This is a genomic window from Sediminibacillus terrae, assembly GCF_009602435.1.
GTDB classification, from domain to species: Bacteria; Bacillota; Bacilli; order Bacillales; family Amphibacillaceae; genus Sediminibacillus; species Sediminibacillus terrae.
The window spans coordinates 247,403-270,383 of the sequence record NZ_VZDQ01000021.1 but is presented as its reverse complement, the minus strand read 5'-3'; the positions used below and the strand labels follow the sequence as shown (position 1 = coordinate 270,383).

Annotated in this window: 19 protein-coding genes; all 19 read right to left on the bottom strand. The window is 43.9% G+C overall.

Features of this window, described 5'->3' with window-relative positions:
• Nucleotides 1-54 precede the first annotated feature (54 nt).
• The 19 genes from dapG to F6X55_RS07290 all read right to left on the bottom strand — a co-directional run bounded on the left by dapG (nt 55) and on the right by F6X55_RS07290 (nt 22,973).
• Nucleotides 55-1,281 (bottom strand): aspartate kinase, encoded by a 1,227-nt coding sequence (dapG, locus tag F6X55_RS07380; RefSeq protein WP_037329042.1) that lies wholly within the window; start codon nt 1,279-1,281, stop codon nt 55-57.
• Between the two features lie 15 nt (nt 1,282-1,296).
• On the bottom strand, nt 1,297-2,343 hold the full coding sequence (gene asd, locus F6X55_RS07375) for an aspartate-semialdehyde dehydrogenase (protein WP_153462585.1): 1,047 nt from the start codon (nt 2,341-2,343) through the stop codon (nt 1,297-1,299).
• Nucleotides 2,344-2,459: 116 nt separating this feature from the next.
• Nucleotides 2,460-3,047, bottom strand: a complete 588-nt coding sequence (gene dpaB, locus F6X55_RS07370; protein WP_026570315.1) for a dipicolinate synthase subunit B — start codon at nt 3,045-3,047, stop codon at nt 2,460-2,462.
• Nucleotide 3,048: 1 nt separating this feature from the next.
• Nucleotides 3,049-3,945, bottom strand: coding sequence for a dipicolinic acid synthetase subunit A (dpaA, locus tag F6X55_RS07365; protein ID WP_202616118.1), 897 nt, complete (start codon nt 3,943-3,945; stop codon nt 3,049-3,051).
• Between the two features lie 392 nt (nt 3,946-4,337).
• Nucleotides 4,338-4,568, bottom strand: a complete 231-nt coding sequence (locus F6X55_RS07360) for a YlmC/YmxH family sporulation protein (protein ID WP_026570317.1) — start codon at nt 4,566-4,568, stop codon at nt 4,338-4,340.
• 107 nt (nt 4,569-4,675) lie between these two features.
• The gene (locus tag F6X55_RS07355; RefSeq protein ID WP_026570318.1) at nt 4,676-5,887 is read right to left on the bottom strand and encodes a M16 family metallopeptidase; all 1,212 of its coding nucleotides are present in this window, start codon (nt 5,885-5,887) and stop codon (nt 4,676-4,678) included.
• Between the two features lie 33 nt (nt 5,888-5,920).
• The gene (locus tag F6X55_RS07350; protein ID WP_026570319.1) at nt 5,921-6,871 is read right to left on the bottom strand and encodes a polysaccharide deacetylase family protein; all 951 of its coding nucleotides are present in this window, start codon (nt 6,869-6,871) and stop codon (nt 5,921-5,923) included.
• Nucleotides 6,872-7,276: 405 nt separating this feature from the next.
• Nucleotides 7,277-9,388 (bottom strand): polyribonucleotide nucleotidyltransferase, encoded by a 2,112-nt coding sequence (gene pnp, locus F6X55_RS07345; protein WP_026570320.1) that lies wholly within the window; start codon nt 9,386-9,388, stop codon nt 7,277-7,279.
• A 265-nt stretch (nt 9,389-9,653) separates the two neighbouring features.
• Nucleotides 9,654-9,923, bottom strand: a complete 270-nt coding sequence (rpsO, locus tag F6X55_RS07340; RefSeq protein WP_026570321.1) for a 30S ribosomal protein S15 — start codon at nt 9,921-9,923, stop codon at nt 9,654-9,656.
• A gap of 340 nt (nt 9,924-10,263) precedes the next feature.
• On the bottom strand, nt 10,264-11,175 hold the full coding sequence (gene truB, locus F6X55_RS07335; RefSeq protein ID WP_026570322.1) for a tRNA pseudouridine(55) synthase TruB: 912 nt from the start codon (nt 11,173-11,175) through the stop codon (nt 10,264-10,266).
• A gap of 217 nt (nt 11,176-11,392) precedes the next feature.
• Nucleotides 11,393-11,743 (bottom strand): 30S ribosome-binding factor RbfA, encoded by a 351-nt coding sequence (rbfA, locus tag F6X55_RS07330; protein ID WP_026570323.1) that lies wholly within the window; start codon nt 11,741-11,743, stop codon nt 11,393-11,395.
• A gap of 36 nt (nt 11,744-11,779) precedes the next feature.
• On the bottom strand, nt 11,780-12,058 hold the full coding sequence (locus F6X55_RS07325) for a DUF503 domain-containing protein (protein ID WP_026570324.1): 279 nt from the start codon (nt 12,056-12,058) through the stop codon (nt 11,780-11,782).
• Nucleotides 12,055-14,187 (bottom strand): translation initiation factor IF-2, encoded by a 2,133-nt coding sequence (infB, locus tag F6X55_RS07320; protein WP_026771345.1) that lies wholly within the window; start codon nt 14,185-14,187, stop codon nt 12,055-12,057. The genes F6X55_RS07325 and infB overlap by 4 nt, the downstream gene beginning before the upstream one ends.
• A 4-nt stretch (nt 14,188-14,191) precedes the next feature.
• Nucleotides 14,192-14,506 (bottom strand): YlxQ family RNA-binding protein, encoded by a 315-nt coding sequence (locus F6X55_RS07315; protein ID WP_026570325.1) that lies wholly within the window; start codon nt 14,504-14,506, stop codon nt 14,192-14,194.
• Entirely contained in the window at nt 14,499-14,777 is a 279-nt protein-coding gene (gene rnpM / locus F6X55_RS07310) for an RNase P modulator RnpM (protein WP_026570326.1), read from the bottom strand. The genes F6X55_RS07315 and rnpM overlap by 8 nt, the downstream gene beginning before the upstream one ends.
• A 14-nt stretch (nt 14,778-14,791) precedes the next feature.
• Entirely contained in the window at nt 14,792-15,910 is a 1,119-nt protein-coding gene (gene nusA, locus F6X55_RS07305) for a transcription termination factor NusA (protein ID WP_026771346.1), read from the bottom strand.
• A 14-nt stretch (nt 15,911-15,924) separates the two neighbouring features.
• Nucleotides 15,925-16,398 (bottom strand): ribosome maturation factor RimP, encoded by a 474-nt coding sequence (gene rimP / locus F6X55_RS07300; protein WP_026570328.1) that lies wholly within the window; start codon nt 16,396-16,398, stop codon nt 15,925-15,927.
• Nucleotides 16,399-16,827: 429 nt separating this feature from the next.
• A complete protein-coding gene (locus F6X55_RS07295) occupies nt 16,828-21,120 on the bottom strand; it encodes a PolC-type DNA polymerase III (protein WP_153462583.1) in 4,293 nt (1,430 codons plus the stop codon).
• Between the two features lie 155 nt (nt 21,121-21,275).
• Nucleotides 21,276-22,973 (bottom strand): proline--tRNA ligase, encoded by a 1,698-nt coding sequence (locus tag F6X55_RS07290; RefSeq protein ID WP_026570330.1) that lies wholly within the window; start codon nt 22,971-22,973, stop codon nt 21,276-21,278.
• Between the last annotated feature and the right edge of the window lie 8 nt (nt 22,974-22,981).

The window sequence follows — 22,981 nt, the reverse complement described above, 5'->3', positions numbered from 1 at the left end:
GTCAAGAGTAGCAGGTGGCAAACCACCTGCTACTCTGCTGCATCTGCTAGTAAATCAATCGTGCTGAATATCCAGCTCAAAAGTATTATGAAGTGCATTTACCGCTGATACAAGGTCTTCCTGATGGATTAGCACCCAAATGGTCGTATGACTGTCTGCTGATTGAAGGATGTGAACCCCTGCATCTGTCAATGTCTGGACAATTTTCGCAGTCACTCCAGGTACGCCTGTCATTCCGGCACCCACTAAGGATACTTTTGCACAATCTCTGGTAATGATCGGTTCGTAATCCAAGCCTTCCAGCAATTCGACCGCCTGGTCTGTAAACCGCTCTGGTATAGTGTATACCACACCTGTCGGAGAAATATTTATAAAATCGACGGAAATTCCGGCGGCAGCCATTGCTTTAAATACCTCTGAATGCAAGCGGTAAGGTTCCTTGTTCGTATTTACCCTCACTTGTGTAATATCGGAAATATGGGCAATCCCCGTGACAAGCCTGTCAGGTATATCTTTTCCTTTTGCCGATTCACGTGAGGAGGTAACCAGTGTTCCGGTATCCTTAGAATGAGTGGAACGTACTCTGATTGGCACTTTTGCCTGCATCGCAATTTCGACCGCGCGTGGATGGATGACTTTTGCACCCTGATAAGCAAGATTGCAAATTTCTGAATAAGTAACCACATCCAATATTCTTGCTGTCTCTACAACTCGAGGATCCGCGGTCATGATTCCTTCTACATCCGTGAAAATATCGACATACTCGGCTCCAAGTCCTGCTCCCAATGCGGCGGCAGAGGTATCACTACCCCCTCTGCCAATCGTGGTTATTTCTCCATCTTCCGTTTTTCCCTGGAAGCCTGCCACCACAACGACATCATACATTTCCAATTCTTTCTTCACTCGTTCCGGATTCATTTCTTTGATCTTCGCCTCGGTAAAATCCCCGCTTGTAATAAAACCAGCCTGCGCGCCGGTAAGGGAAATGGAATGGATTCCTGCTTCTTTCAATTCATTGGAAAAAACCACCGAGGATATAGTTTCCCCGCAAGATAACAGCAAATCCTGTTCCCGCTTCGTAATTTGTGTCCGCGGAAACCCGACAAGCTGAAGCAGAGCATCTGTCGAATAAGGATCCGGATACCTCCCCATGGCTGATACCACCACTACTACTTTATAGCCTTCGTCTATCGCATCTTTAATATGTCCGGCGGCACTTGCACGAGTGTCTTTGTCCCGCACTGACGTACCACCGAACTTTTGAACTAATATTTTATTCATACACACACCTCAAAGTTACAGCAAATTATTTTTTGTAAGACTTTCTGCGATTTGCACAGAATTCCATGCTGCCCCTTTTAGTAGATTATCAGATACGACCCAAAGGTGAAAGCCTTTCGGATGGTCTGGGTCTTTTCTCACTCGACCGACAAAAACGTCACTTTTCCCTGCTGCGCTCAACGGGGTAGGATATTCTTGCTTAGATGGATCATCCTCCAGTATGATGCCATCCGCATTCCGCAATACTTCTTGGATATCGGCTGCCTGCAGTCCCTCTTTCTCTACCTCAATATATACACTTTCAGCATGAGAAGTGAAAAATGGAAGCCGGACGCACGTTGCTACTACAGGAAGATCCGGTGCATGCATGATTTTTTTCGTTTCATTGATCATTTTCATTTCTTCGAATGTATAGCCGTTTTCCTCGAACGTATCAATCTGCGGAAGGGCATTAAAAGCAATCGGAAAATGTTTTTTATCTCCTTTAACTGGCAGAATTTCCGCTTGCATATCTTCACCATTCAAAAATGCTTTCGATTGTTCTCGTAATTCTTCCGCAGCTGAAGTACCAGCGCCCGAAACTGCTTGATAAGTAGAGACGATTACTCGGGAAATACCATGATTTTTCTTGATCGGCTGGAGTGCAGCAACCATCTGTATGGTTGAACAATTCGGATTGGCGATAATTCCTTTGTGTTTGGAAAGATCTTCTTCGTTTACTTCCGGCACGACAAGCGGAACTTCTTTATCCATGCGAAAAGCACTTGTATTGTCGATGACCACGGCTCCTCTGTTTACTGCTTCGTGTGCCAGGCTTTTGGACACAGAACCCCCTGCTGAAAACAAAGCGATTTGTACTCCTTCAAAACTTTCAGGAGTGGCTTCTTCTACCGTTAATTCTTCGCCTTTAAAAACTATTTTTTTACCAGCCGAACGACTGGAAGATAATAACTTTAAACTTTCTAAAGGAAACTCTTTCTTTTCAAGTGTTTCCAACATTTTTTGTCCTACTGCTCCCGTCGCGCCTACGACGGCAACATGGTATCCTTTTTGGTTTTGCATGCTAAAAAATCTCCTCCCTGATTGATTCGGTGTCTGCTAATATGTTTACAGATTTTTCTCATAGTCTTTATTCTAACATAATAGAAGGAAGGAAGGTATAGAAAGGGTGCGGATGCTTATTTTCTTTCAATGATAACCGGTTGCAATTGTTGGTATTCCAGGGCGCTTTCTACCGTATTTTGCAATAAATCCATTTCTGCTACCAAGGAGTTCGGCTTCTTGAAAGGATCGTCCTGTCCATAAGGAATGAAGTAAATCAATTTCGTGGCCATCAACCGCATTAAATTGACCCCATTCAATCCCAAAGCATCGTTTGTCGAGATACCTAAAACTACAGGATTGCCATTACGGATGGTCGCTTTTGCAGCCATCAGGACTGGGGAATCTGTCAAGGCGTTAGCAAGCTTACTCATCGAATTACCGGTCAACGGGGCTATTACCATACAATCCAAAGGATATTTCGGCCCTAAAGGCTCTGCTTCTGGAATGGTTGTAATCAGTTCTTTACCAGTAATCTCTTTGATCCTTTGTAAATGTGCTTTTGCCTCTCCAAAATGGGTGTCGGTATGTTGAACAGTATAGGAAACTATCGGTACTACTTCCGCTTTTGCCTTTACCAGTTTTTCCATTTGAGGGAAAACTGCATCATACGTACAATGAGAACCTGTAAGACCAAAGCCGATTCTTTTTCCTTCTAATGACATATTACCTTCTCCTTTCCGAAAAGTGGGCCGTCAAAATTTGAGAAACTACTCTGCCAAGGATGGCGCCCGCTGTCTTTGGAGCGACAATTCCCGGCAGCCCGGGTGCGGGCATGGCTTTGATTCCCCTCTTTTCAGCAAAATCAAAGTCAGTTCCTCCTGGTTTGGAAGCCAAATCAATGATCAAGGCATGTGATTTCATCGGCTGGATTACTTCCCTGGTGACGACTCGTGCCGGTATGGTATTGATCAGCAAATCGCAGTTAGGAGAATGCGTGGCAAGGTCTTCCAATAAAACAGGGGTCAACCCCATTTCTGTAATCCTGGCAAGGTCTGGTTGATGCTTGGATCCGACAGAGACACGCGCACCTAATCCGGAAAACTTGCTGGCAAGCGTCATACCGACCCTCCCCAATCCCAAGATGATTACATTGCTTGAATGGATGGTAAAATCAGTATGCTGGATGGCCATCATGATGGTCCCTTCTACTGTTGGGATTGAGTTGTAAATCGCCACATCATCCCGATCGAATAACGGAACCAACTGTATAGCAGCCTCTCCAGCTGCTTCATCTAAAAATGGAGTAGTAATGCCAGAAAATACGATACAGCCTTTTTTCAACGCGTGAAACCAATCTTTTTTCAGCTGGATCTGTTTGTCGGAAAAAACAGTTTCCACATATCCTTGATGGTCTGTTCCTGGGACAGGAAGAATCACTGCATCTAGTTTACTTGGTTCCAAATCTTCCATTTCCGCTTGTTTGGCTCCTGTGAAACCCTGATCCAGTTGATCATAACCGATTATTGTCAGTTCCATTTGGGGATTTTTCGTTAAGTGCCTGATTAATTCTAAATATCTTGCGTCACCACCAATAATGGCGATATTCATTTTGGTATCCATTACTTCACCTCGCGTAGGGATAATGCGTCTCTGTTTATACTATGAAATCCGCCATAGTTAGTGACTGTACACTCATCCCGGTAGTATTCAAGGTAAAGTGAAATTGGCAAAAAAGCGAAAGCCTCTGTTTAAAGGATACAGGTGAATTCGCCATCTCCTGTGGCAACGCCTGCACAGGCAGCTTCGTTCGGGCCTCAGGCAAGCTTGAGACGAGCCCAGGCGTGGCAGAAGGATTGCCTTAGAACTGCCGGGAATGGGCACAGGAACTGGAAAAGAGCTGGTCCTCCCAACAACTGTCCAAAAGTCCATATTCTTTGATTTTCCTGGACACAACAAAAAAGCTTGCAGAGAAGCCGGAGTCTCTGCAAGCTTTTTAAGGTACCTATTATCACTCAGGAATCTATAATTATCATATCTTCACCGATTTTTTTGATATCACGCCAATTAATCCTTACATTTTCCCCTTCTTTTTTCATTCCGAACCATTTATAATTCGGCAGAATGAAGGATTCAATCTGACCGGTTTCCTCGTTAAATTCTAAATCGGTATGACCCAAAACGCCGAGTCTTGTACCGCTGCTGACATCGACGATTTCCTTGCCACTCAAGTCCTTGTATCTCATTTGTTCACCTATCCTTCCAGATCGCTCAGGTTTTAGAAGTCTTTGCTCTTATTTTATGTGGAAGAATGAAAAACATGATGATAAACATTTACACGGACCTTAGAATATCAAGGTGCAATCAACGCACTCGAATGCTCTTGTTCAAACAAAGAATGGATGATGTGACTGGTCGACTCATGTGTTACTTGATCAATTTCATCAATGATTTCATCCAGCGTCCGATGCCTGTTTAAGATCAGTTCATTTTTGCCATTCCGGCTCATTCGGCTATTTGTACTTTCCAAACTCAGCATCAAATTGGCTTTCAGCTGTTCTTTGCTGTTATGAAGCTCTTTGTCAGTAAGTCCATTCAATTTGAAACTTTCGATAGTCGCTTCCATTGTTTCCTGCAGTAAAGTCAACTGTTCTTTTCCCGTCCCAGCATAAATAGTGAGCAATCCGTTATCGATAAATGAACTATGATAGGAAAAGACGGAATAAGCGAGCCCTCTCTGCTCTCTTACATCCTGAAACAATCTGGAACTCATACTGCCGCCCAGGACGTTATTCATGATGATTAAACTGTAGATGGATGGGTCATCGACTGGGAGACCTTGATAACCCAGACATAAATGAGCTTGCTCGGTATCTTTCTTGCGTTCTACATGCTCGGCCAGGAACATTGGCTGTTGATATTCGAATCCATTGCTTTTTGCATGATAGTTGCCGAATAACTTTTCGACTTGCTTAAAATAGCGGTCGTCAACATTGCCGGCTACAGAAATAACTACATTGCCCGGTGTATAATGGCTGTCCTTGTATCGTTGCAAATCTTCCCGGTTGAAAGAGGAAAGAGTTTTCTCAGAACCGAGAATTGGATACGCTAAAGGATGGTCACCGAAAGAAACATCTGACAGCATGTCATGGATAATATCGTCCGGGGTATCCTCGGACATCTTTATTTCTTCAAACACGACCTTCTTTTCTCTTTCCAGCTCTTCTTCTTCAAAAGTCGAGTTGAAGAACATATCCGCCAATATTTCTAAAGCAAAATCTTTATAAGTATCGAGCACTTTCGCATAAAAGCACGTGTACTCTTTCGAGGTAAAAGCATTGACCTGTCCGCCTATGGCGTCAAAGGCTTCTGCGATATCCCGGGCCGACCGCGATGTTGTTCCTTTGAAGAACATATGCTCCAGGAAATGGGATATCCCGTTATTTTCCAACGTTTCATTACGTGACCCTGTTTTGATCCAGATACCCACCGTGACGGATCGCACCGCCGGTATATCTTCTAATACTACTCTTAACCCATTGTCGCACGTATATTTTTTAAGCAAATCAAATCCTCCTATTTCTTCCTGCCTCCGTTTTTATCGTTGTTCACTCAACAAACGTTCTATTGCAGCAATCTTGTAGCCTTTCCGTTTTATCATATCGATCAATTCAGCCAATCCGCTGTTCACCACATCTGTTGGATGCATCAAAATCATTGCGCCAGGATGCACTTTTTCCTCCACTCGCTTCAGCATGACAGGGACAGTGGGGTTTTTCCAATCAATTGTGTCAACCGACCAAAGGACTGTTTCCATTTCAAGATCAGCCGCTATTTGAACAACTTGTTCATTGTAACTCCCGCTTGGAGGAGCAAACCATTTCGGAGTCTCACCTGTTATGGCTTTGATTATTTCATTCGTCTTTTCTATCTGTTCCCTGTTTTCTGCAGTTGCTAACCGCTTCATGTCTGGATGATTGTAAGCGTGGTTTCCAATAGTATGCCCTTCTTCTTGGATCATCTTAACCAAGTCAGAATTCTGGCTCGCCCATTTACCCTCAATAAAAAAATTTGCCTTCACATTTTTTTCTCTTAGAGTTTTTAGCATACTTGGGATATTTTCAGTTCCCCAGGAAACGTTGATGAGCAATGTGACCATTTCTTTTTCCGGGTGTCCCCGATAGATCGGGGCTGCCGGAAGATCTTCAAAAGCAATCCGGGGCGGGACTTGTTCCAAAACAAGAAGCGACTTATCGAACTTTCCTGCTTTTTTCATTTTATTGACGGATTCTTCGATATTTACCTGTAAACCGTTTCTCCCGGGCATTTTCTTCCACACCCTGTCTATTTTTGCATTGTCAGCTTTCTCGTTCAAATGCTTCGCTTGCGTTTCTATTTCGCTGCGGAGCGATTCCTCTTCAGGACTTGTGACAGGAAGCGCTTCTGGTAGAACTTCCAGGTTGTTGTATTTAAATGGATTGGCAGCCGTCGGGAAAAAAGCGCCTGCCAATAGTAGAAAAACACCTATCTGGATAATGAACCGTTTCACTTTGATCCCTCCTCTTTTATAAATATGAGGGACGGGGACAAGGTAGAACAAAAGGGAATCCCAGTAGATCGCCTGCCTGCACAGCCAATTTTAAAGAAAAGCGAAAGCAACGGTTGAAGGGAGAACAGGGTAAATACGCTGCATCCAGCGGCAACGTCTGCATGTCCACATCATATGAGTATCCGACAAGCTTGAGTAAAGCCTTGAAGTGGCATTCATTGTCCACAGAGCTTTGCTTCAGAACTCGAGGGGGGTAAGCACTGGAGCAGGACATTTTTATAATTGAAACTTTCTATCGTTCAAAAAAGAAATCTTGTACTTACCACTTTTATTATCGCAAAAAAACAGAGAAAAATTAGCCAAAAGAAAAAAAGAAACTGGGAGACCAGCTTCTTGTTTTTGCGTTTATTGTTCGTCTTCCTGCTTTTGTTCTTTGAGCACTGCTTTTCTCGATAAATTAACGCGGCCCTGATTGTCGATTTCTTTTACCTTGACCATTACCTGGTCACCAATCGAAACGACATCTTCAACCTTTCCGACCCTTTCTTCAGCCAGTTCGGAAATATGCACAAGACCGTCTTTTCCTTTGAACAACTCAACAAAGGCTCCGAACTTCTCGATACGTCGTACGGTGCCAAGGTATATTTCGCCCACTTCCACTTCGCGTACAAGATCTTCGATGATTTTTTTGGCTTTTTGGTTCATGGACGAATCGGTTGAAGAAATAAATACTCTTCCGTCTTGTTCGATATCGATTTTAACTCCAGTATCCTCGATGATTTTGTTGATTTGTTTACCGCTCGGTCCGATTACATCACGTATTTTATCGGGATTGATCTCCATGGTAAGAATCTTCGGTGCATACTCGGAAAGCTCCTCTTTCGGTTCACCGATGGTTTCCATCATGTGATCAAGAATGTGCATCCGTCCTTTTTTAGCCTGGCTCAGTGCTTCGTCAAGTATTTCTCTGGAAAGACCTTCAATCTTGATATCCATTTGCAAGGCAGTCACACCTTTGGAAGTTCCTGCTACTTTGAAATCCATGTCACCAAGAAAGTCTTCCATGCCTTGTATGTCGGTGAGGATGGTATAATCTTCATCCTGCTTTACCAAGCCCATGGCTATTCCTGCTACCGGAGCCTTAATTGGAACGCCGGCATCCATCATTGCCATGGTGCTCGCGCAGATACTGGCCTGCGAAGTCGATCCATTAGACTCCAATACTTCGGAGACGAGTCTAATTGTATAAGGAAATTCCTTTTCAGAAGGAACCACTACTTCCAATGCCCGTTCCCCTAAAGCTCCATGACCGATTTCCCGACGTCCTGGACCTCTGATCGGGCCGGTTTCCCCTACACTGTATTGCGGGAAGTTATAATGGTGCATGAATCGTTTTGACTCTTCCAAATCCAAACCATCAAGAATTTGCACATCACCCAACGCACCAAGTGTACACACACTTAAAGCCTGTGTCTGCCCACGGGTGAACAACCCGGATCCATGCGTACGCGGCAGGACACCGATTCGGGAAGATAGAGGACGGATTTCGTCTACTTTTCTCCCATCCGGCCGTACCTTTTCTTTAGTTATTAAACGGCGTACTTCCTCTTTCACGAGCTTGTCCAATACACCTTTAACCTGTTTGATTTTTTCTTCTTCCGCCTCGGCTTCTTCATAACTTTCCACGACGGCTTTTTTAGCTGCATCGATTGCTTCTTCACGGGCATGCTTTTCTTGAACTTGGATGGCTTGTACAAGGGATTCTTTTGCTTTGGCTTCTACTTCAGCCGACAAACTTTTATCCAACTCAAACAAGGTCACTTCCATTTTTTCTTTCCCGACTTCGGCTATCACTTCCTCCTGGAATGCAACCAGCCGTTTTATTTCTTCGTGTCCGAACATGATTGCTTCCAGCATGACTTCTTCCGGCACTTCTTGTGCTCCGGCTTCCACCATATTCACGGCATCTTTTGTTCCGGCCACTGTCAAATTGATATCACTTTTTTCCAACTGTTCGATCGACGGATTAATAACGAATTCTCCGTCTACACGGCCGACAATCGCCCCCGCAATAGGTCCGCCGAACGGAATATCCGAAACGCCGAGTGCCAGGGATGACCCAATCATTGCCGCAATCACGGAAGAACAATTTTGATCGACGCTCATCACCGTACTGATTACTTGCACTTCATTTCGAAAACCGTCAGCAAACAACGGACGTATCGGACGGTCGATCAAGCGGGAAGTCAGTACAGCTTTTTCACTTGGACGTCCTTCCCTCTTGATAAAACCTCCTGGAATTTTGCCTACTGCATATAAACGTTCTTCATAATTGACTGTCAATGGAAAGAACGGCAGGTCTTTCGGTTCATTTGATGCGGTCGCTGCCGTCAAAACAGAAGTGTCGCCATACTGAACCATACAAGCACCGTTGGCTTGCTTCGCTAACTCTCCGACTTCGACCGTGAACGGCTGTCCGGAGATTTCTGTAGAAAATACTTTCTTATCTGCCATCATCTATACTCCTCTCAATAAAAATCAAGCTTTCAGTTTCGGCAAATACTTTTTCACTTTGTTATAGCCATACTGTCAGTCTTTGCCGATTAAACAGTTTGCATACCCTGCAGCTGCCTCATGTCCTTAGACAGAGTGCGTGTACCATTGCGCCCGAAAGAAATCGGCCGTGCCGATTCACTCCGCAAAAATCTGCTTGAAAGCTGCTTTATGTAATGGTTTATAAGTACAGAAAAAGCGGGAATACTCCCGCTTTCCCCTGAAAAACTTAGCGACGGAGGCCAAGTCTTTGTATTAATTCGCGATAACGTGTAACATCTTTAGCGCGAAGGTAGTTCAACAAGTTACGGCGTTTACCTACCATTTTTAATAAACCACGACGTGAATGGTGGTCCTTTTTATGAACACGCAAATGCTCATTTAAATTTGTGATTTCTTCCGTTAGGACAGCGATTTGAACTTCTGGAGAACCAGTGTCGTTATCGTGTGTTTTGAAATCATTGATGATTTCGTTTTTGCGTTCTTGTGTGATTGCCATCCTTTTCACCTCCTATGAATTGTAAAACCCCAATCTCCCAGCAAGCGTCGGAGTTACGCGTTGCCAAGGGATGGTTTCCGTATTTTAGATTAACGCTTTTATTGATAAATTGCAAGTAATTATACAAAATCTCTTCAGGATATGCGCATTTTTTTAAAAGCTAGCCTTTTCAAAGACAAAGGGGTGTAGATAATAAACATTCAATGCCTTTCACGCCTCTTCCTGCTATCCTTTAGGATGAGTGCTAATTCAATCTTGCAGAAACACAAAGCGAATCTGCAGAACTTAAAACCCACTCAACGAAGATTTATTCAAACGGTTTTGCTGTTTTTTATCAAATTCAGTCCTGCTCATAGTGAAAAACCTTGGCTGGTTTCGTCATGCCAGCTTCCGAAGGATGTGGTTGATAAATAGCCAGCAGTTTTTCGCCTTGCTGTATCCGGAACTGTTTCGTCCCATGCAATTTTTCCGGCATTTTCAGTTTTTGACCGTGAAACACTCTGGCCGCCATGTCTGCATCAGCTTCAATCTTTTCTAAATGAGCTACTCCTTCTGATAAAGGAAGAAGCAAATCCAAGTGCTCATTTCTTTCTTTTGCCCGTTCAACTTCCTCTATTGTATAACTCCTGTTTTTATCAAAGGCCCCTGTTTTTGTCCTTACCAATCCAGACATATGCGCCGGATATCCGAGTTTTTCACCGATATTCACGCATAGTGTCCGCACATATGTGCCTTTCCCGCACTCCACAAGGAAACAAAAACGGATACAATCCCCTTCCTTCAGAATATCTGATAGGAGCTGGATCCGCTCAACATGCACAGTTCGCTCTGGCCGGTTCACCGTAAGACCTTCTCTTGCATACTCGTAAAGCCTTTTCCCCTTGACTTTCACAGCTGAATACATTGGGGGTATTTGAACAATATCTCCGATAAAACCTTCCAAAACCTGTTGGACGCGTGCAGCGGAAAAATCTTCCTGTACTGCAACCTGTTCAACAGGTGCTCCAAAACTGTCCTCTGTTTCTGTAGAGGCACCCAATGTTACTTCGGCGATATAAGTTTTTTTGGTATCAGTCAAATACGGGACCAGCTTGGTCGCCTGACCGATGCAAATGGGGAGAACCCCTTCCACTTCAGGGTCAAGCGTGCCGGTGTGGCCCACCTTCTTTGTACCATATAGCCGCCTTAGTTTTGCTACACAATCATGTGAAGTCCATCCCTTCGGTTTCCATAAAGGAAGAATTCCATCCATAGCCCTTTCCTCCGCCTCTAGATAATTTCATCAGAATCGATTCTATACCTGCCTGCAGTCGAATTCGCTCCATCTTCATCTCCGAGTATCTCAAGATGGAGAAAGCGACAACTTCTGATACGCCGTGCCTTTCTTTCCCGCCACTTTCTCGCAGTGGCTTGCACAAAGATAAAACCCTTGTTGGATGACAAGGGTTTTACCATCAGAAAAAAGCGATTTATTCTTCTGAATCATTTAATCGGCGAAGTATATGCTCAATTCTGTTTCCTTTTTCAATTGCTTCATCAAATTCAAAGTATAATTCGGGTGTTTTACGTAAACGAATCCTCTTGCCGATTTCCGAACGGATAAACCCTTTTGCTTTGGCCAGTCCGACAAGCGTATCATGCCGTTGCTTTTCGTCGCCAAGCACGGAAATAAACACTTTAGCCTGTTGCAAATCACCGGAAACTTCCACATCAGTCACTGTGACAAAACCGACCCGAGGATCTTTGATTTTTCTTCCGATTATATCTCCAAGTTCTTTCTTCATTTGTTCCCCTACACGGTTTGCGCGTATTTCATTCATTTTCTATCACCTCTATTATGTGGAGGGAAAGTAATTTCAAAGCCACTCAAAGTTGGTAGTGGTTCGCTCCAATTCGGGAAAAGAATCAATGAGTTTCAACGCCTGATTGATCACCTTTTCCGCCTGGATTTTGTCAGCAGAGACGGTCACCAGGCCAAGGGCTGTTCTTTGCCATAAATCCTGGTGATCAATCTCGCTTACAGCAATATTATAATCATTTTTCAACCTTGTTATTAGGCTTTTAACCACAGAACGCTTTTGTTTTAGCGAATGGGGTTCATAGATAAAACAATTTACTTCCGCGTATAAGATCATACACGCTCGATTTCCTCCATGACATATGCTTCGAATATATCGCCTTCTTTTATGTCATTGAAGTTTTTCACCGTAATACCGCACTCATAGTTTTGGGCGACTTCTTTCACATCATCCTTAAATCGCTTGAGTGTATCGATTTCCCCTTCATAAATGACGATTCCGTCACGGATCACACGGACCCCTGCATCTCTGGTCAATTTCCCATCGGTGACATAGCTTCCGGCAATCGTACCGATTCTGGAAACCTTGAAAATCTCCCGCACTTCCGCTTGCCCGATAACTTTTTCCTCAAATTCCGGATCAAGCATTCCTTTCATGGCAGATTCTATTTCTTCAATCACCTTGTAGATGATGCGGTGCAGGCGAACGTCCACATTTTCTGTCTCAGCAGCTTTTTTGGCATTGTTATCCGGACGAACGTTGAATCCGATCACAATTGCATTGGATGCAGAAGCAAGGATAATATCCGACTCTGCAATCGCACCTACACCTGTATGGATGATATTTACTTTTACGCCTTCCACATCTATTTTTTTCAGTGAAGATGCCAATGCCTCAACAGAACCTTGTACATCTGCCTTCAGTACAAGGTTTATATCCTTGACTTCCCCTTGTTTGATTTGTTCAAACAAATCATCAAGGCTAACTTTCGCTTTATCACTGCGCTTTTCTTCGATTTGTTTTTGCTGACGTGCTTCACCGACTTGACGGGCTTTCTTTTCGTCAGCAAAGACAACAAACTGGTCACCTGCCTGCGGCACTTCGTTCAAACCGGTGATTTCCACAGGAGCTGATGGCTCAGCTGTTTTCACCCTGCGTCCAAGATCATTGACCATTGCCCGAACTCTTCCATATGTGTTACCGACAACAATCGGGTCTCCGACACGCAAGGTTCCATTTTGCACCAGCAAGGTCGCTACAGAACCTCGTCCTTTATCCAGCTGTGCTTCGATTACTGTTCCACTGGCATAGCTGTTAGGATTTGCTTTCAGTTCTTCCACTTCGGAAACAAGCAAAATCATTTCAAGCAGATCGTCGATTCCTTCTCTTTTAATAGCAGAAAGTTGAACGAATATAGTGTCGCCGCCCCAGTCTTCCGGAATCAATTCATGTTCCGTCAGTTCCTGCATGACACGATCAGGATTGGCTCCCTCTTTATCCATTTTATTGACAGCAACAATGATTGGTACTTCAGCTGCTTTGGCATGGTTGATCGCTTCCACTGTCTGCGGCATGACTCCGTCATCTGCTGCGACAACGAGTATGGCGATATCCGTTACCTGTGCGCCGCGTGAACGCATGCTGGTAAAAGCGGCATGGCCTGGTGTATCCAAAAATGTTACTTTCTTGCCATTTTCTTCTACTTGATATGCACCGATATGCTGCGTGATGCCTCCTGCTTCGCCTTCGGTCACTTTCGTGTCGCGTATCGAGTCGAGTAACGTTGTTTTACCATGGTCCACGTGGCCCATAATCGTCACAACAGCTGGACGTTCCACGAGGTCTTCTTCTTTTTCTTCTGGTTTGAAGTTTTCCAGATCCGTTTCATCGACTTCGACAACTTGTTCGGCTGTCACTCCGTATTCATCACAAATCAATTCGATTGAGTCCTGGTCCAAATCTTGATTTTTTGTTGCCATGGTTCCCAAAAACATCAATTTTTTGATGAGTTCAGAAGCGTCTTTATTTAACTTATCAGCCAGTTCACTAACGGTCAGCGAATCGGTGTACGTGATTTTATCAGGTGTTTCCTGTTTTTTGCCTTTCGATTGCTGTTTGTTTTGGCCGGAATGTTGGTTGTTTCTTTTTTTGTTTTTGTTGTTCTTATTGTTTTTGTTGTTTGGATTCTTTCCATTTTGTTGCGTACGGTTGTTTCTGTTTTTATTATTTTGATTGGCATTTGTTTTATTGGAGGAACTATCTCCACTGACTGGTTTTGCTTGTTCTTGCTTTTTGTCAGCCTGTTTATTGCCGCTGATTGCTTTATCCAGCGATTTGATTGTGTCTTCTGAAATGGTCGACATATGATTCGACACTTCCACATTCAACTCTTTTAATTTATCTATGACCACTTTACTGGATAGATTGTGTTTTTTCGCATATTCGTAAACTCTTGTTTTACTCATACGTTCACCCCCGAATAGATTCATCGAGCAACGATGTCATTTTAGCGGCGAATCCCGAGTCGAGAATTGCAACAGCAACTCTTCCTGACTTCCCAATAGCTTGTGAGATGGTATCGCGGTCGTCTACTAAAAAAAAAGGGATTTGATAATACGTACATTTATCGGTAATCTTTTTTCTTGTCTGCGCTCCCGTATCACTTGCTAAAAGAACAAGTTTCGCCTTCCGCTTCTGAATGTCACGTATAATGGCCTCTTCTCCCAATGTGAGTTTCCCCGCTCGAAAAGCAAGGCCCAACAAATTCAGATAATCTTTACTCAATTTTCTTACCTTCTATAACTGTTTTTAGTTGTTCATAAACCGACGAATCGACTTCCGCATTCAAATGACGGTTCAATATACCGCTTTTTTTCGCTGTCTCCACGACATCGATACTTCTGGTCAAATAGGCTCCACGCCCGTTCTTTTTTCCGGTTTCGTCCACAAATACTTCGCCTTCTTTATTGCGGACGATGCGGATTAATTCTTTCTTTGGTTTCATTTCCTGTGTTACTACACACTTTCTAAGAGGAACTTTTCTGGTTGCTGCCATCCTTTTCCCCCTCCTTATTCAAACAAGTTATCATCGATATCTGAATAAGCTTCATCAACATCGGAAGAACCTTCTTCCGATTCTTCCAACAAGCCTTCTTCCCGAGCTTCACTCTCGCTCTTTATGTCTATCTTCCATCCGGTCAGTTTTGCAGCAAGCCTTGCATTCTGTCCCCTTTTGCCAATAGCGAGCGATAACTGATAATCAGGAACAATGACAGTAGTGGCCTTCTCTTCTTCATTGACAAGCACTTCGATCACCTTTGAAGGGCTGAGTGCATTGGAAACATATACAATCGGGTCCTCGGACCACTCTACAATGTCAATTTTTTCGCCCTTCAATTCATTGACAATTGTCTGTACCCGTTGGCCGCGCTGGCCTACGCATGAGCCGACCGGATCCACTTCCGGGTCTTCGGCGTGGACGGAGATTTTGGAACGGTCCCCGGCTTCCCTGGCTACAGATCGGATTTCCACGGTTCCATCATAAATTTCCGGAACTTCCATTTCAAACAACCGCTTCAATAATCCCGGATGGGTACGGGACACGTATATCTGCGGTCCTTTGTTCGTATTTTCGACTTTTGTAACCAACACTTTAAGACGGTCGTGAACCTCATACCGTTCCGTAGGCATTTGCTCACTCTCGGGGAGTCTCGCCTCGATTTTGCCGAGATTGACATAAATAAAACGAGGATCTTTTCGTTGGATGATGCCCGTCATAACATCTTCTTCCCGGTCTGCATACTCACTAAAAATAACGCCTCTTTCTGCTTCCCGGACTCTTTGGGTGACTACCTGCTTCGCTGCTTGAGCGGCGATTCTTCCAAAATCCTTCGGAGTCACCTCTTGCTCGATTACATCCCCGATTTCATAGTTAGGGTCTTTCTGTTTTGCTTCTTCAATGGATACCTGCTGCAATGGATCTTCCACTTCTTCGACAATATCCTTACGGGCATAAACATGCATGCTTCCCGTTTCTTCATTTAAATCAACCCGGACATTTGTGGCTGATTTAAAGTTTTTCTTATAAGCGGAGATAAGAGCGGCCTCGAGGGCTTCCATGAGGATATCTTTATCAATCCCTTTCTCTTTCTCCAAATAATCAATTGCATCAAAAAGCTCGCTGCTCACCGTTTTTTCCCCCTTTAGTTAAATGATACCGCCAAGCGCGCCTTTGCAACTTTATCGTACGGTAATTGTATCTCTTGTTTACGGGTCTTTACTTTTACTTCTAATGTAATGGTTTCATCTTGGAAAGCTTTCAGAACACCTTCATACTCTTTTTCACCATTTATCGGTTCATACAGTTTCACGTAAATAGTGTTGTCGATATTCGCCCGGAAATCTTCTGGCTTCTTCAGTGGCCTTTCGGCTCCGGGAGACGAAACCTCCAAAAAATAAGGCGTGCTCACCGGGTCTTCGGCATCCAATTTTTCACTGAGCTGCTCGGAAACCTGGCCGCATTCTTCGATATCTACCCCGCCTTCTTTATCCACGAAGACACGCAGGAACCAATTTTTACCTTCTTTTTCAAATTCAATGTCCACTAATTCTAAATTCATTTCTTGCAAGATGGGTTGGACAAGTTTTTCTGTTGTTTCGGTTACTTTTGCACTCAATTGGCACCCTCCTTTTACCACCTATACTATCCTGTCATGTAAAAATAGTATACTCAATTAGCTGCTGTTTCATTTTGAACGGAGAACCTTTCCCGCTTCCTGCTTCTTCATTACAAAACCCTTGCCATTTAGATAATTGACAAGGGAACTCATCAGCTTCCAACCTATTACTGTGTTAACAAAAAGTGAGAAACAGAGGCCTCAAGCAATGTGATAAGCAACACCGGCAGCTTCAACACGAAACAGAAATCCATCCGTTTGTGCCCGCTTTCTGTTCAATCAACAAAAGTTCCATTGCAGAAAAAGAAAATGGTATGAAGAAAGAGTGGGCTTCACCCACTCTTTCTGCTTACGTATCAATGCTTACCATAGAAAATATACCATATCTAACAATTTAATGCAAGATAGTGGCTTTTTAGAGCCGTGTGGTTAAAACAGAGATAGTTGATTGGCGTCTGCCATACCTTCCAGACAACCGTGATTATCCAGATACTCTAAAACGGTTTTTGAAATCCTGCTTCGCTCACGCAAATCTTCCTTCGACAAAAACTCTCCCTCTTCCCGGGCTTTGACTATATTCAACGCTGCGTTGGTGCCAAGGCCATCCACAGCATTGAACGGCGGGATCAAAGAGTTTCCATCGACAAGAAAATCTGTGGCACTTGATTTATACAAATCGACTTTTTGGAAAGTGAAACCTCTGGCATTCATTTCCAAAGCAATTTCCAATACTGTCAGCAAACTCTTTTCTTTCGGAGAAGCATCGTTTCCTTTCGCCGCGATTTCCTGGATCCTTTTTCTGATGGCGTCCGCCCCTTTGATCATCGTTTCCAGTTCAAAGTCGCCGGCTCTGACGGTGAAGTAAGCTGAATAAAAGAAGATCGGGTAATGGACCTTGAAATAAGCAATGCGCACGGCCATAAGCACATATGCTGCAGCATGGGCTTTCGGGAACATATACTTGATTTTTTTACAAGATTCAATATACCAATCAGGCACATTGTGTTTTTTCATTTCCTCTATCCATTCATCCTGCAGTCCTTTTCCTTTCCTGACGAACTCCATGATTTTAAATGCAAGCGATGCATCCAAGCCCTTATGCATCAAATATACCATGATGTCATCGCGGCATCCGATTACGTCAGGCAGTTGACATATGCCGTCGTTGATCAATTGCTGTGCGTTTCCAAGCCAAACATCGGTACCATGAGACAATCCGGAAATAATCACTAATTCTGCAAAAGTTTTGGGGTTCGTATCCTCCAACATTTGACGCACAAACTTTGTACCGAATTCCGGCACACCGAGTGTTCCAGTTTTGCAATTTATTTCTTCTGCAGTTACGCCGAGTGATTCCGGTCCTGAGAAAATTTTCATCACTTCCGGATCGTCTGTCGGTATTGTTTTCGGATCGATACCGCTCAAATCCTGAAGCATACGGATGACAGTCGGATCATCGTGTCCGAGTATATCCAATTTCAGCAAATTATCATGGATGGAATGAAAATCAAAATGCGTGGTTTTCCATTCCGAGTTCCGATCGTCAGCCGGGTATTGAATAGGGGTGAAATCATAAATTTCTTTATCATCAGGAACGACGATGATACCCCCAGGGTGCTGCCCAGTAGTACGCTTCACGCCTGTACACCCCTGGACGAGACGATCGATTTCGGCATTTTTGTATTGTAACTGATGGTCGCCTGCATACCCTTTTACATAACCATAGGCAGTCTTTTCGGCGACCGTGCCGATCGTACCTGCACGATAGACATTGTCCTCTCCGAACAAAACTTTCGTATAGTTATGTGCCTGTGGCTGATATTCGCCAGAAAAGTTCAAATCGATATCGGGGACTTTGTCGCCCTTAAAGCCCAGGAACGTTTCAAACGGTATATCCTGACCATCCTTCTTGAAAGGTTGCCCGCATTTTGGGCAATCTTTATCCGGCAGGTCGAAGCCGCTGCCGACCGATCCATCATTGAAAAATTCATTATGTTTACATGAAGGACAGACATAATGCGGTGGCAGCGGATTGACCTCCGTAATTTCAGTCAGTGTTGCAATCAACGAAGATCCCACAGATCCCCTGGAGCCGACGAGATAACCATCGTCCAGTGATTTTTTCACCAGTTTGTGCGAGATCAAATAAATAACCGCAAAACCATGTCCGATAATACTTTCTAATTCTTTTTCAATCCGGTTGACCACTATTTCCGGAAGCTCTTCGCCATAGATGCTTTTCGCCATGCTATAGCTCATTTCCCTGATTTCTTCTTCTGCACCATCGATGTTCGGTGTGTACAAGTCTTCTTTGACGGGAGAGACTTCTTCAATTAGATCATTTATATACTGGCTGTTGTCGACAACGACTTCCTTTGCTTTCCCTTCGCCCAGGAAGGAAAAACAATCGATCATTTCCTCCGTTGTCCGGAAATGGACATCCGGCAATGTCTGACGGCTCAATGGGTTACCGTTCTGGCTTGAAATCAGGATTTGTCTGTACAGTTTTTCATGCGGGTCAATGTAATGCGTATTGCCTGTAGCAACGGTCTTCTTCCCCATACCGTCTGCCAACTCGACTAAATTTTTCAAGATGTCATATAATTGCGCTTCATTTCCGACCAACTCTTTTTCAATCAAATGGTAGTAATTTGAAGGCGGCTGTATTTCAATGAAATCATAGAAATCAGCAGCTTTTTCTGCTTCTTCCTTGGATTTTTGCATCATCGTTTCAAATACTTCCCCTTTATCACACCCGGAGCCAACCAGTATACCTTCTCTCAGCTTTTGTAATTGAGAGCGGGGAATACGCGGTACTCTGTAAAAATAATCGACATGAGACACGGATACCAGTTTATAAATGTTTTTCAAGCCCTCCGGGTTCATTGCCAGCAATGTGGCATGAAATGGTCTTGATCTCTGATAGGCGTTTCCTTCTCCCATATGCTGATTGAATTGATTGTGGTTGACGATATTTTTTTGGAATGCTTGTTTTATCAGTTTCCAAAGCAAATACCCTGTTGCCTCGGCGTCATATATCGCGCGATGGTGTTGAGTCAGCTCGATATCAAGCATTTTACATAACGTATTCAATCGATGGTTTTTCAAGGACGGATACAGAAAACGCGCAAGCTCTAACGTATCGATCACCGGGTTTTCTGCTTTTTCAAAACCGATTTTCTTAAGTCCTTCATTCAAAAATCCCATATCGAAGCTCGCATTGTGGGCAACCAACACTCCATCACCCATCCATTCATGAAAATTCTTCAACACCTCTCCGACATCCGGTGCGTCTTTTACCATATCATCGGTAATGCCAGTCAAATCAATTGTCGTCTGTGACAAAGGGTGGTGCGGATTGGCAAAGGCTTCAAAACGATCAATGATTTCCCCGCCTTGCACCTTAACGGCCGCCAGTTCGATGATCGTATCATAAACTGCTGATAAACCGGTTGTCTCTACGTCAAATACGACATAAACAGCGTCCTCCAAATTTAAGTCCGCTTCATTATATGCAATCGGCACACCGTCATCGACAATATTTGCTTCCAATCCATATATGACCTTCACTCCATGTTTTTGCCCCGCCGCATAGGCTTCCGGATAGGACTGGACGACAGCATGGTCTGTAATCGCAACCGCGGGATGCTTCCACTCTGCGGCTTGCTGTACCAGCCTGCCAGCCGAAACAACAGCATCCATTTGACTCATCGCAGTATGAGCATGTAATTCTACTCGTTTTTCCCCTTCAGGGGCATTGTCGTTTCTCTTTTCTGCTTTCACTTCGTTGATATCTTGGACCATCATCGTCAATTCATTGGTGAAATTATCTGTTTGAATGCTTCCTCGTGCTTTTATCCACATACCCTGTTTTAATTTGGCAAATTTCTCAGCGTCCTGATCCCCTTTGGAAAACATCTTTAACTGGAAGGAGTCCGTGTAATCCGTTACCTTTGCGATCAACAAATGTCTGCCTGACCGAAGTTCTCTGACTTCAGAACTGAACACATACCCCTGCACTGCCATTTTCCGCTCTTCTTCCACGATATTTTCCATCGGAACGATTTCATCCTGGATTCTGTAACCGATGGTCAGCGGTCCTTCAAAGGCACCTTCGGCTTTTTGCTTCTCTCTTTCCTGCTTGTCCTTCACAGCCTTCTGAACAAGCTGCTGATCTTCCTTTGCTTTTTGTTCTCTGAATTTTTGTATGTTCTCCTGTTCGTCTCCGACTTCGACCGTCAAAAAATAATTCATTGCTCCGATTGTTTGACAGTATCCTTGGAAGCCGGGCTCCAATCTTTTTCGAAGGGCGTTGGCTTCTGCTTCATTCCGCGAAGTTAACATAATCTTATTACCGTTCACTTTTGGCACTTGTTCATGAACCAGGTCCCGGTAAGCCGGGGATAAATCTGTAAGTGAATGAACAAAATGTTTCCAGTAAGTACAAACATCAGTATCTGACAAAGCTTTGTTTTCTGCATAAATCGTCCATTTGATCGCTGCAATTTGAGAAAAAGCTTCCTGCAATTTTGCGGTGAACAACTGATAGACAGAAGGTGGTAAAATTCGTGGTACATTTATATGAAAATGCCATTGCTTTTGCTTTGTATGGACTTCCAATTTAGCTAGATAACCATCCTGAAAATGCTGTTGGATTAACTCGTCGGGCATATCGATTTGCTTCAACAGTAAACCAAGCTTTTCTTTACCTGATATGTCCATTTTTCTTCCTCCCCATTTGCGACCATCTAATTTGATTCAGCAGCATGGCCCGTCTTCTCCGACCTGCATGCAGGCTGAAAAAGCTCTTATTTTACAATTTTACTACTTTAGAAAACCCTTGTCATTAGAAAACAGACAAGGGTTTTGATTGCCAATCAGACCAAGTTATTCAATTGTCCCGACAATTCCGACTCATGAATTTCTGTTTGTTCTCCTGTAGCCCGTTGTTTAAGTTCTACATATCCTTCTCCAGCACGCTTACCTACAGTTATCCTGAGGGGAACACCAATTAAATCACTATCGGCAAATTTGACGCCCGCCCTTTCCGCACGATCATCAAAGAGCACTTCAACTCCGGCCGTCTTCAAGGAATCGTATATTTTTTCGGCCAATAGCTTTTGCTCCGTTTTTTTCATATTCAAAGCCAGCAGATGCACTTGGAATGGAGCTAAATGGGCCGGCCAGGTAATGCCTCTATCATCATGATACTGTTCTACTATGGCAGCAACTGTGCGAGACACGCCAATACCATAGCAGCCCATATTCATCGTTTTGGCTTTCCCCTGTTCATCCAACACCGTAGCGCCCATTCGTTCGGCATAGATACTTCCCAGTTTAAAAACGTGTCCCACCTCGATTCCGCGAGCGAATTGGATGGTTCCCTTGCCATCAGGGGAAGGATCGCCTTGTTGAATAAAACGAAGGTCGGCATAGGTGTCAACTTTAAAGTCGCGGTCCGGATTGACATTGAGATAGTGATATCCATCTTTATTTGCCCCACAGGTAACATTGACGGCACTTTTTACCGCCTGGTCGGCGACAACATCCACATCGTCCGGCACCCCGACCGGTCCCAATGATCCAAACCCGGCACCAAGAGCAGCTTTTGTTTCTTCTTCTGTCGCAAGTTCGACTGTCTCAGCTTTGTATAGGTTCTTTAACTTAATGTCATTTACTTCATGATCACCCCTGGTAACAACCAATACCAAATTTCCGTCGACTTTGAACATCAATGCCTTAAGTCCTTTATCAAGCGGATGTTCTAGAAAGTCGGCTACTTCCTGCATCGTTTTTTTACCTGGAGTTGCTACTTCCTGCAAATCTTTTAATTCATCCTGTTCCGTTTGGTGTGGCGTGATGACAGGAGCCATTTCGATGTTGGCAGCATATTCGGAGGTGTCTGAATAGGCGATTGTATCCTCGCCCACTTCTGACAATACCATGAATTCATGTGTGTCTTTGCCACCCATTGCTCCCGAATCAGCGATTACAGCCCGGAAATTCAACCCGCACCGACGGAATATATTCTCGTACGCTCGGTACATCTTGTCATATACCTGGTCAAGGCTATCGAAGGAATCATGAAACGAATAGGCATCCTTCATGACAAATTCTCTGCCTCTCATCAATCCGAATCGAGGACGTTTTTCATCTCTGAATTTCGTTTGAATTTGATAAACGGTTAACGGGAGCCGTTTATAACTCTTCACCTCATCCCTGATGAGACTTGTTATGACTTCTTCATGTGTCGCGCCCAAAGCGAATTCCCGGTCGTGACGATCATTCAACCGCATTAACTCCGGGCCAAAATTATTCCATCTTCCTGTTTCTTTCCAAAGTTCAGCGGGCTGCATCGAAGGCATGATCATTTCATTGGCACCGATGTTATCCATTTCTTGTCTTATGATTGTTTCTACCTTGCGAAGCACTCGTTGGCCCATTGGCAAAAAGCTGTACACCCCTGAAGCTATTTGACGTATGAACCCTCCGCGGACCAACAATTGATGGCTTTTGATTTCCGCATCAGCGGGGACTTCTTTAAGTGTCGGAATCAGCATGTTACTTTGTCTCATATGTATGT

Excerpts from the sequence above, each read along its gene's own strand:
- dpaA (WP_202616118.1), bottom strand. The coding sequence starts at position 3,945 with ATGGATACCAAAATGAATATCGCCATTATTGGTGGTGACGCAAGATAT.
- truB (WP_026570322.1), bottom strand. The coding sequence starts at position 11,175 with ATGGATGGAATTCTTCCTTTATGGAAACCGAAGGGATGGACTTCACAT.
- dapG (WP_037329042.1), bottom strand. The coding sequence starts at position 1,281 with ATGAATAAAATATTAGTTCAAAAGTTCGGTGGTACGTCAGTGCGGGAC.
- rpsO (WP_026570321.1), bottom strand. The coding sequence starts at position 9,923 with ATGGCAATCACACAAGAACGCAAAAACGAAATCATCAATGATTTCAAA.
- infB (WP_026771345.1), bottom strand. The coding sequence starts at position 14,187 with ATGAGTAAAACAAGAGTTTACGAATATGCGAAAAAACACAATCTATCC.
- F6X55_RS07325 (WP_026570324.1), bottom strand. The coding sequence starts at position 12,058 with ATGATCTTATACGCGGAAGTAAATTGTTTTATCTATGAACCCCATTCG.
- F6X55_RS07295 (WP_153462583.1), bottom strand. The coding sequence starts at position 21,120 with ATGGACATATCAGGTAAAGAAAAGCTTGGTTTACTGTTGAAGCAAATC.
- F6X55_RS07360 (WP_026570317.1), bottom strand. The coding sequence starts at position 4,568 with ATGAGATACAAGGACTTGAGTGGCAAGGAAATCGTCGATGTCAGCAGC.
- pnp (WP_026570320.1), bottom strand. The coding sequence starts at position 9,388 with ATGATGGCAGATAAGAAAGTATTTTCTACAGAAATCTCCGGACAGCCG.
- dpaB (WP_026570315.1), bottom strand. The coding sequence starts at position 3,047 with ATGTCATTAGAAGGAAAAAGAATCGGCTTTGGTCTTACAGGTTCTCAT.
- asd (WP_153462585.1), bottom strand. The coding sequence starts at position 2,343 with ATGCAAAACCAAAAAGGATACCATGTTGCCGTCGTAGGCGCGACGGGA.
- rnpM (WP_026570326.1), bottom strand. The coding sequence starts at position 14,777 with ATGGCAGCAACCAGAAAAGTTCCTCTTAGAAAGTGTGTAGTAACACAG.
- F6X55_RS07290 (WP_026570330.1), bottom strand. The coding sequence starts at position 22,973 with ATGAGACAAAGTAACATGCTGATTCCGACACTTAAAGAAGTCCCCGCT.
- rbfA (WP_026570323.1), bottom strand. The coding sequence starts at position 11,743 with ATGAATGAAATACGCGCAAACCGTGTAGGGGAACAAATGAAGAAAGAA.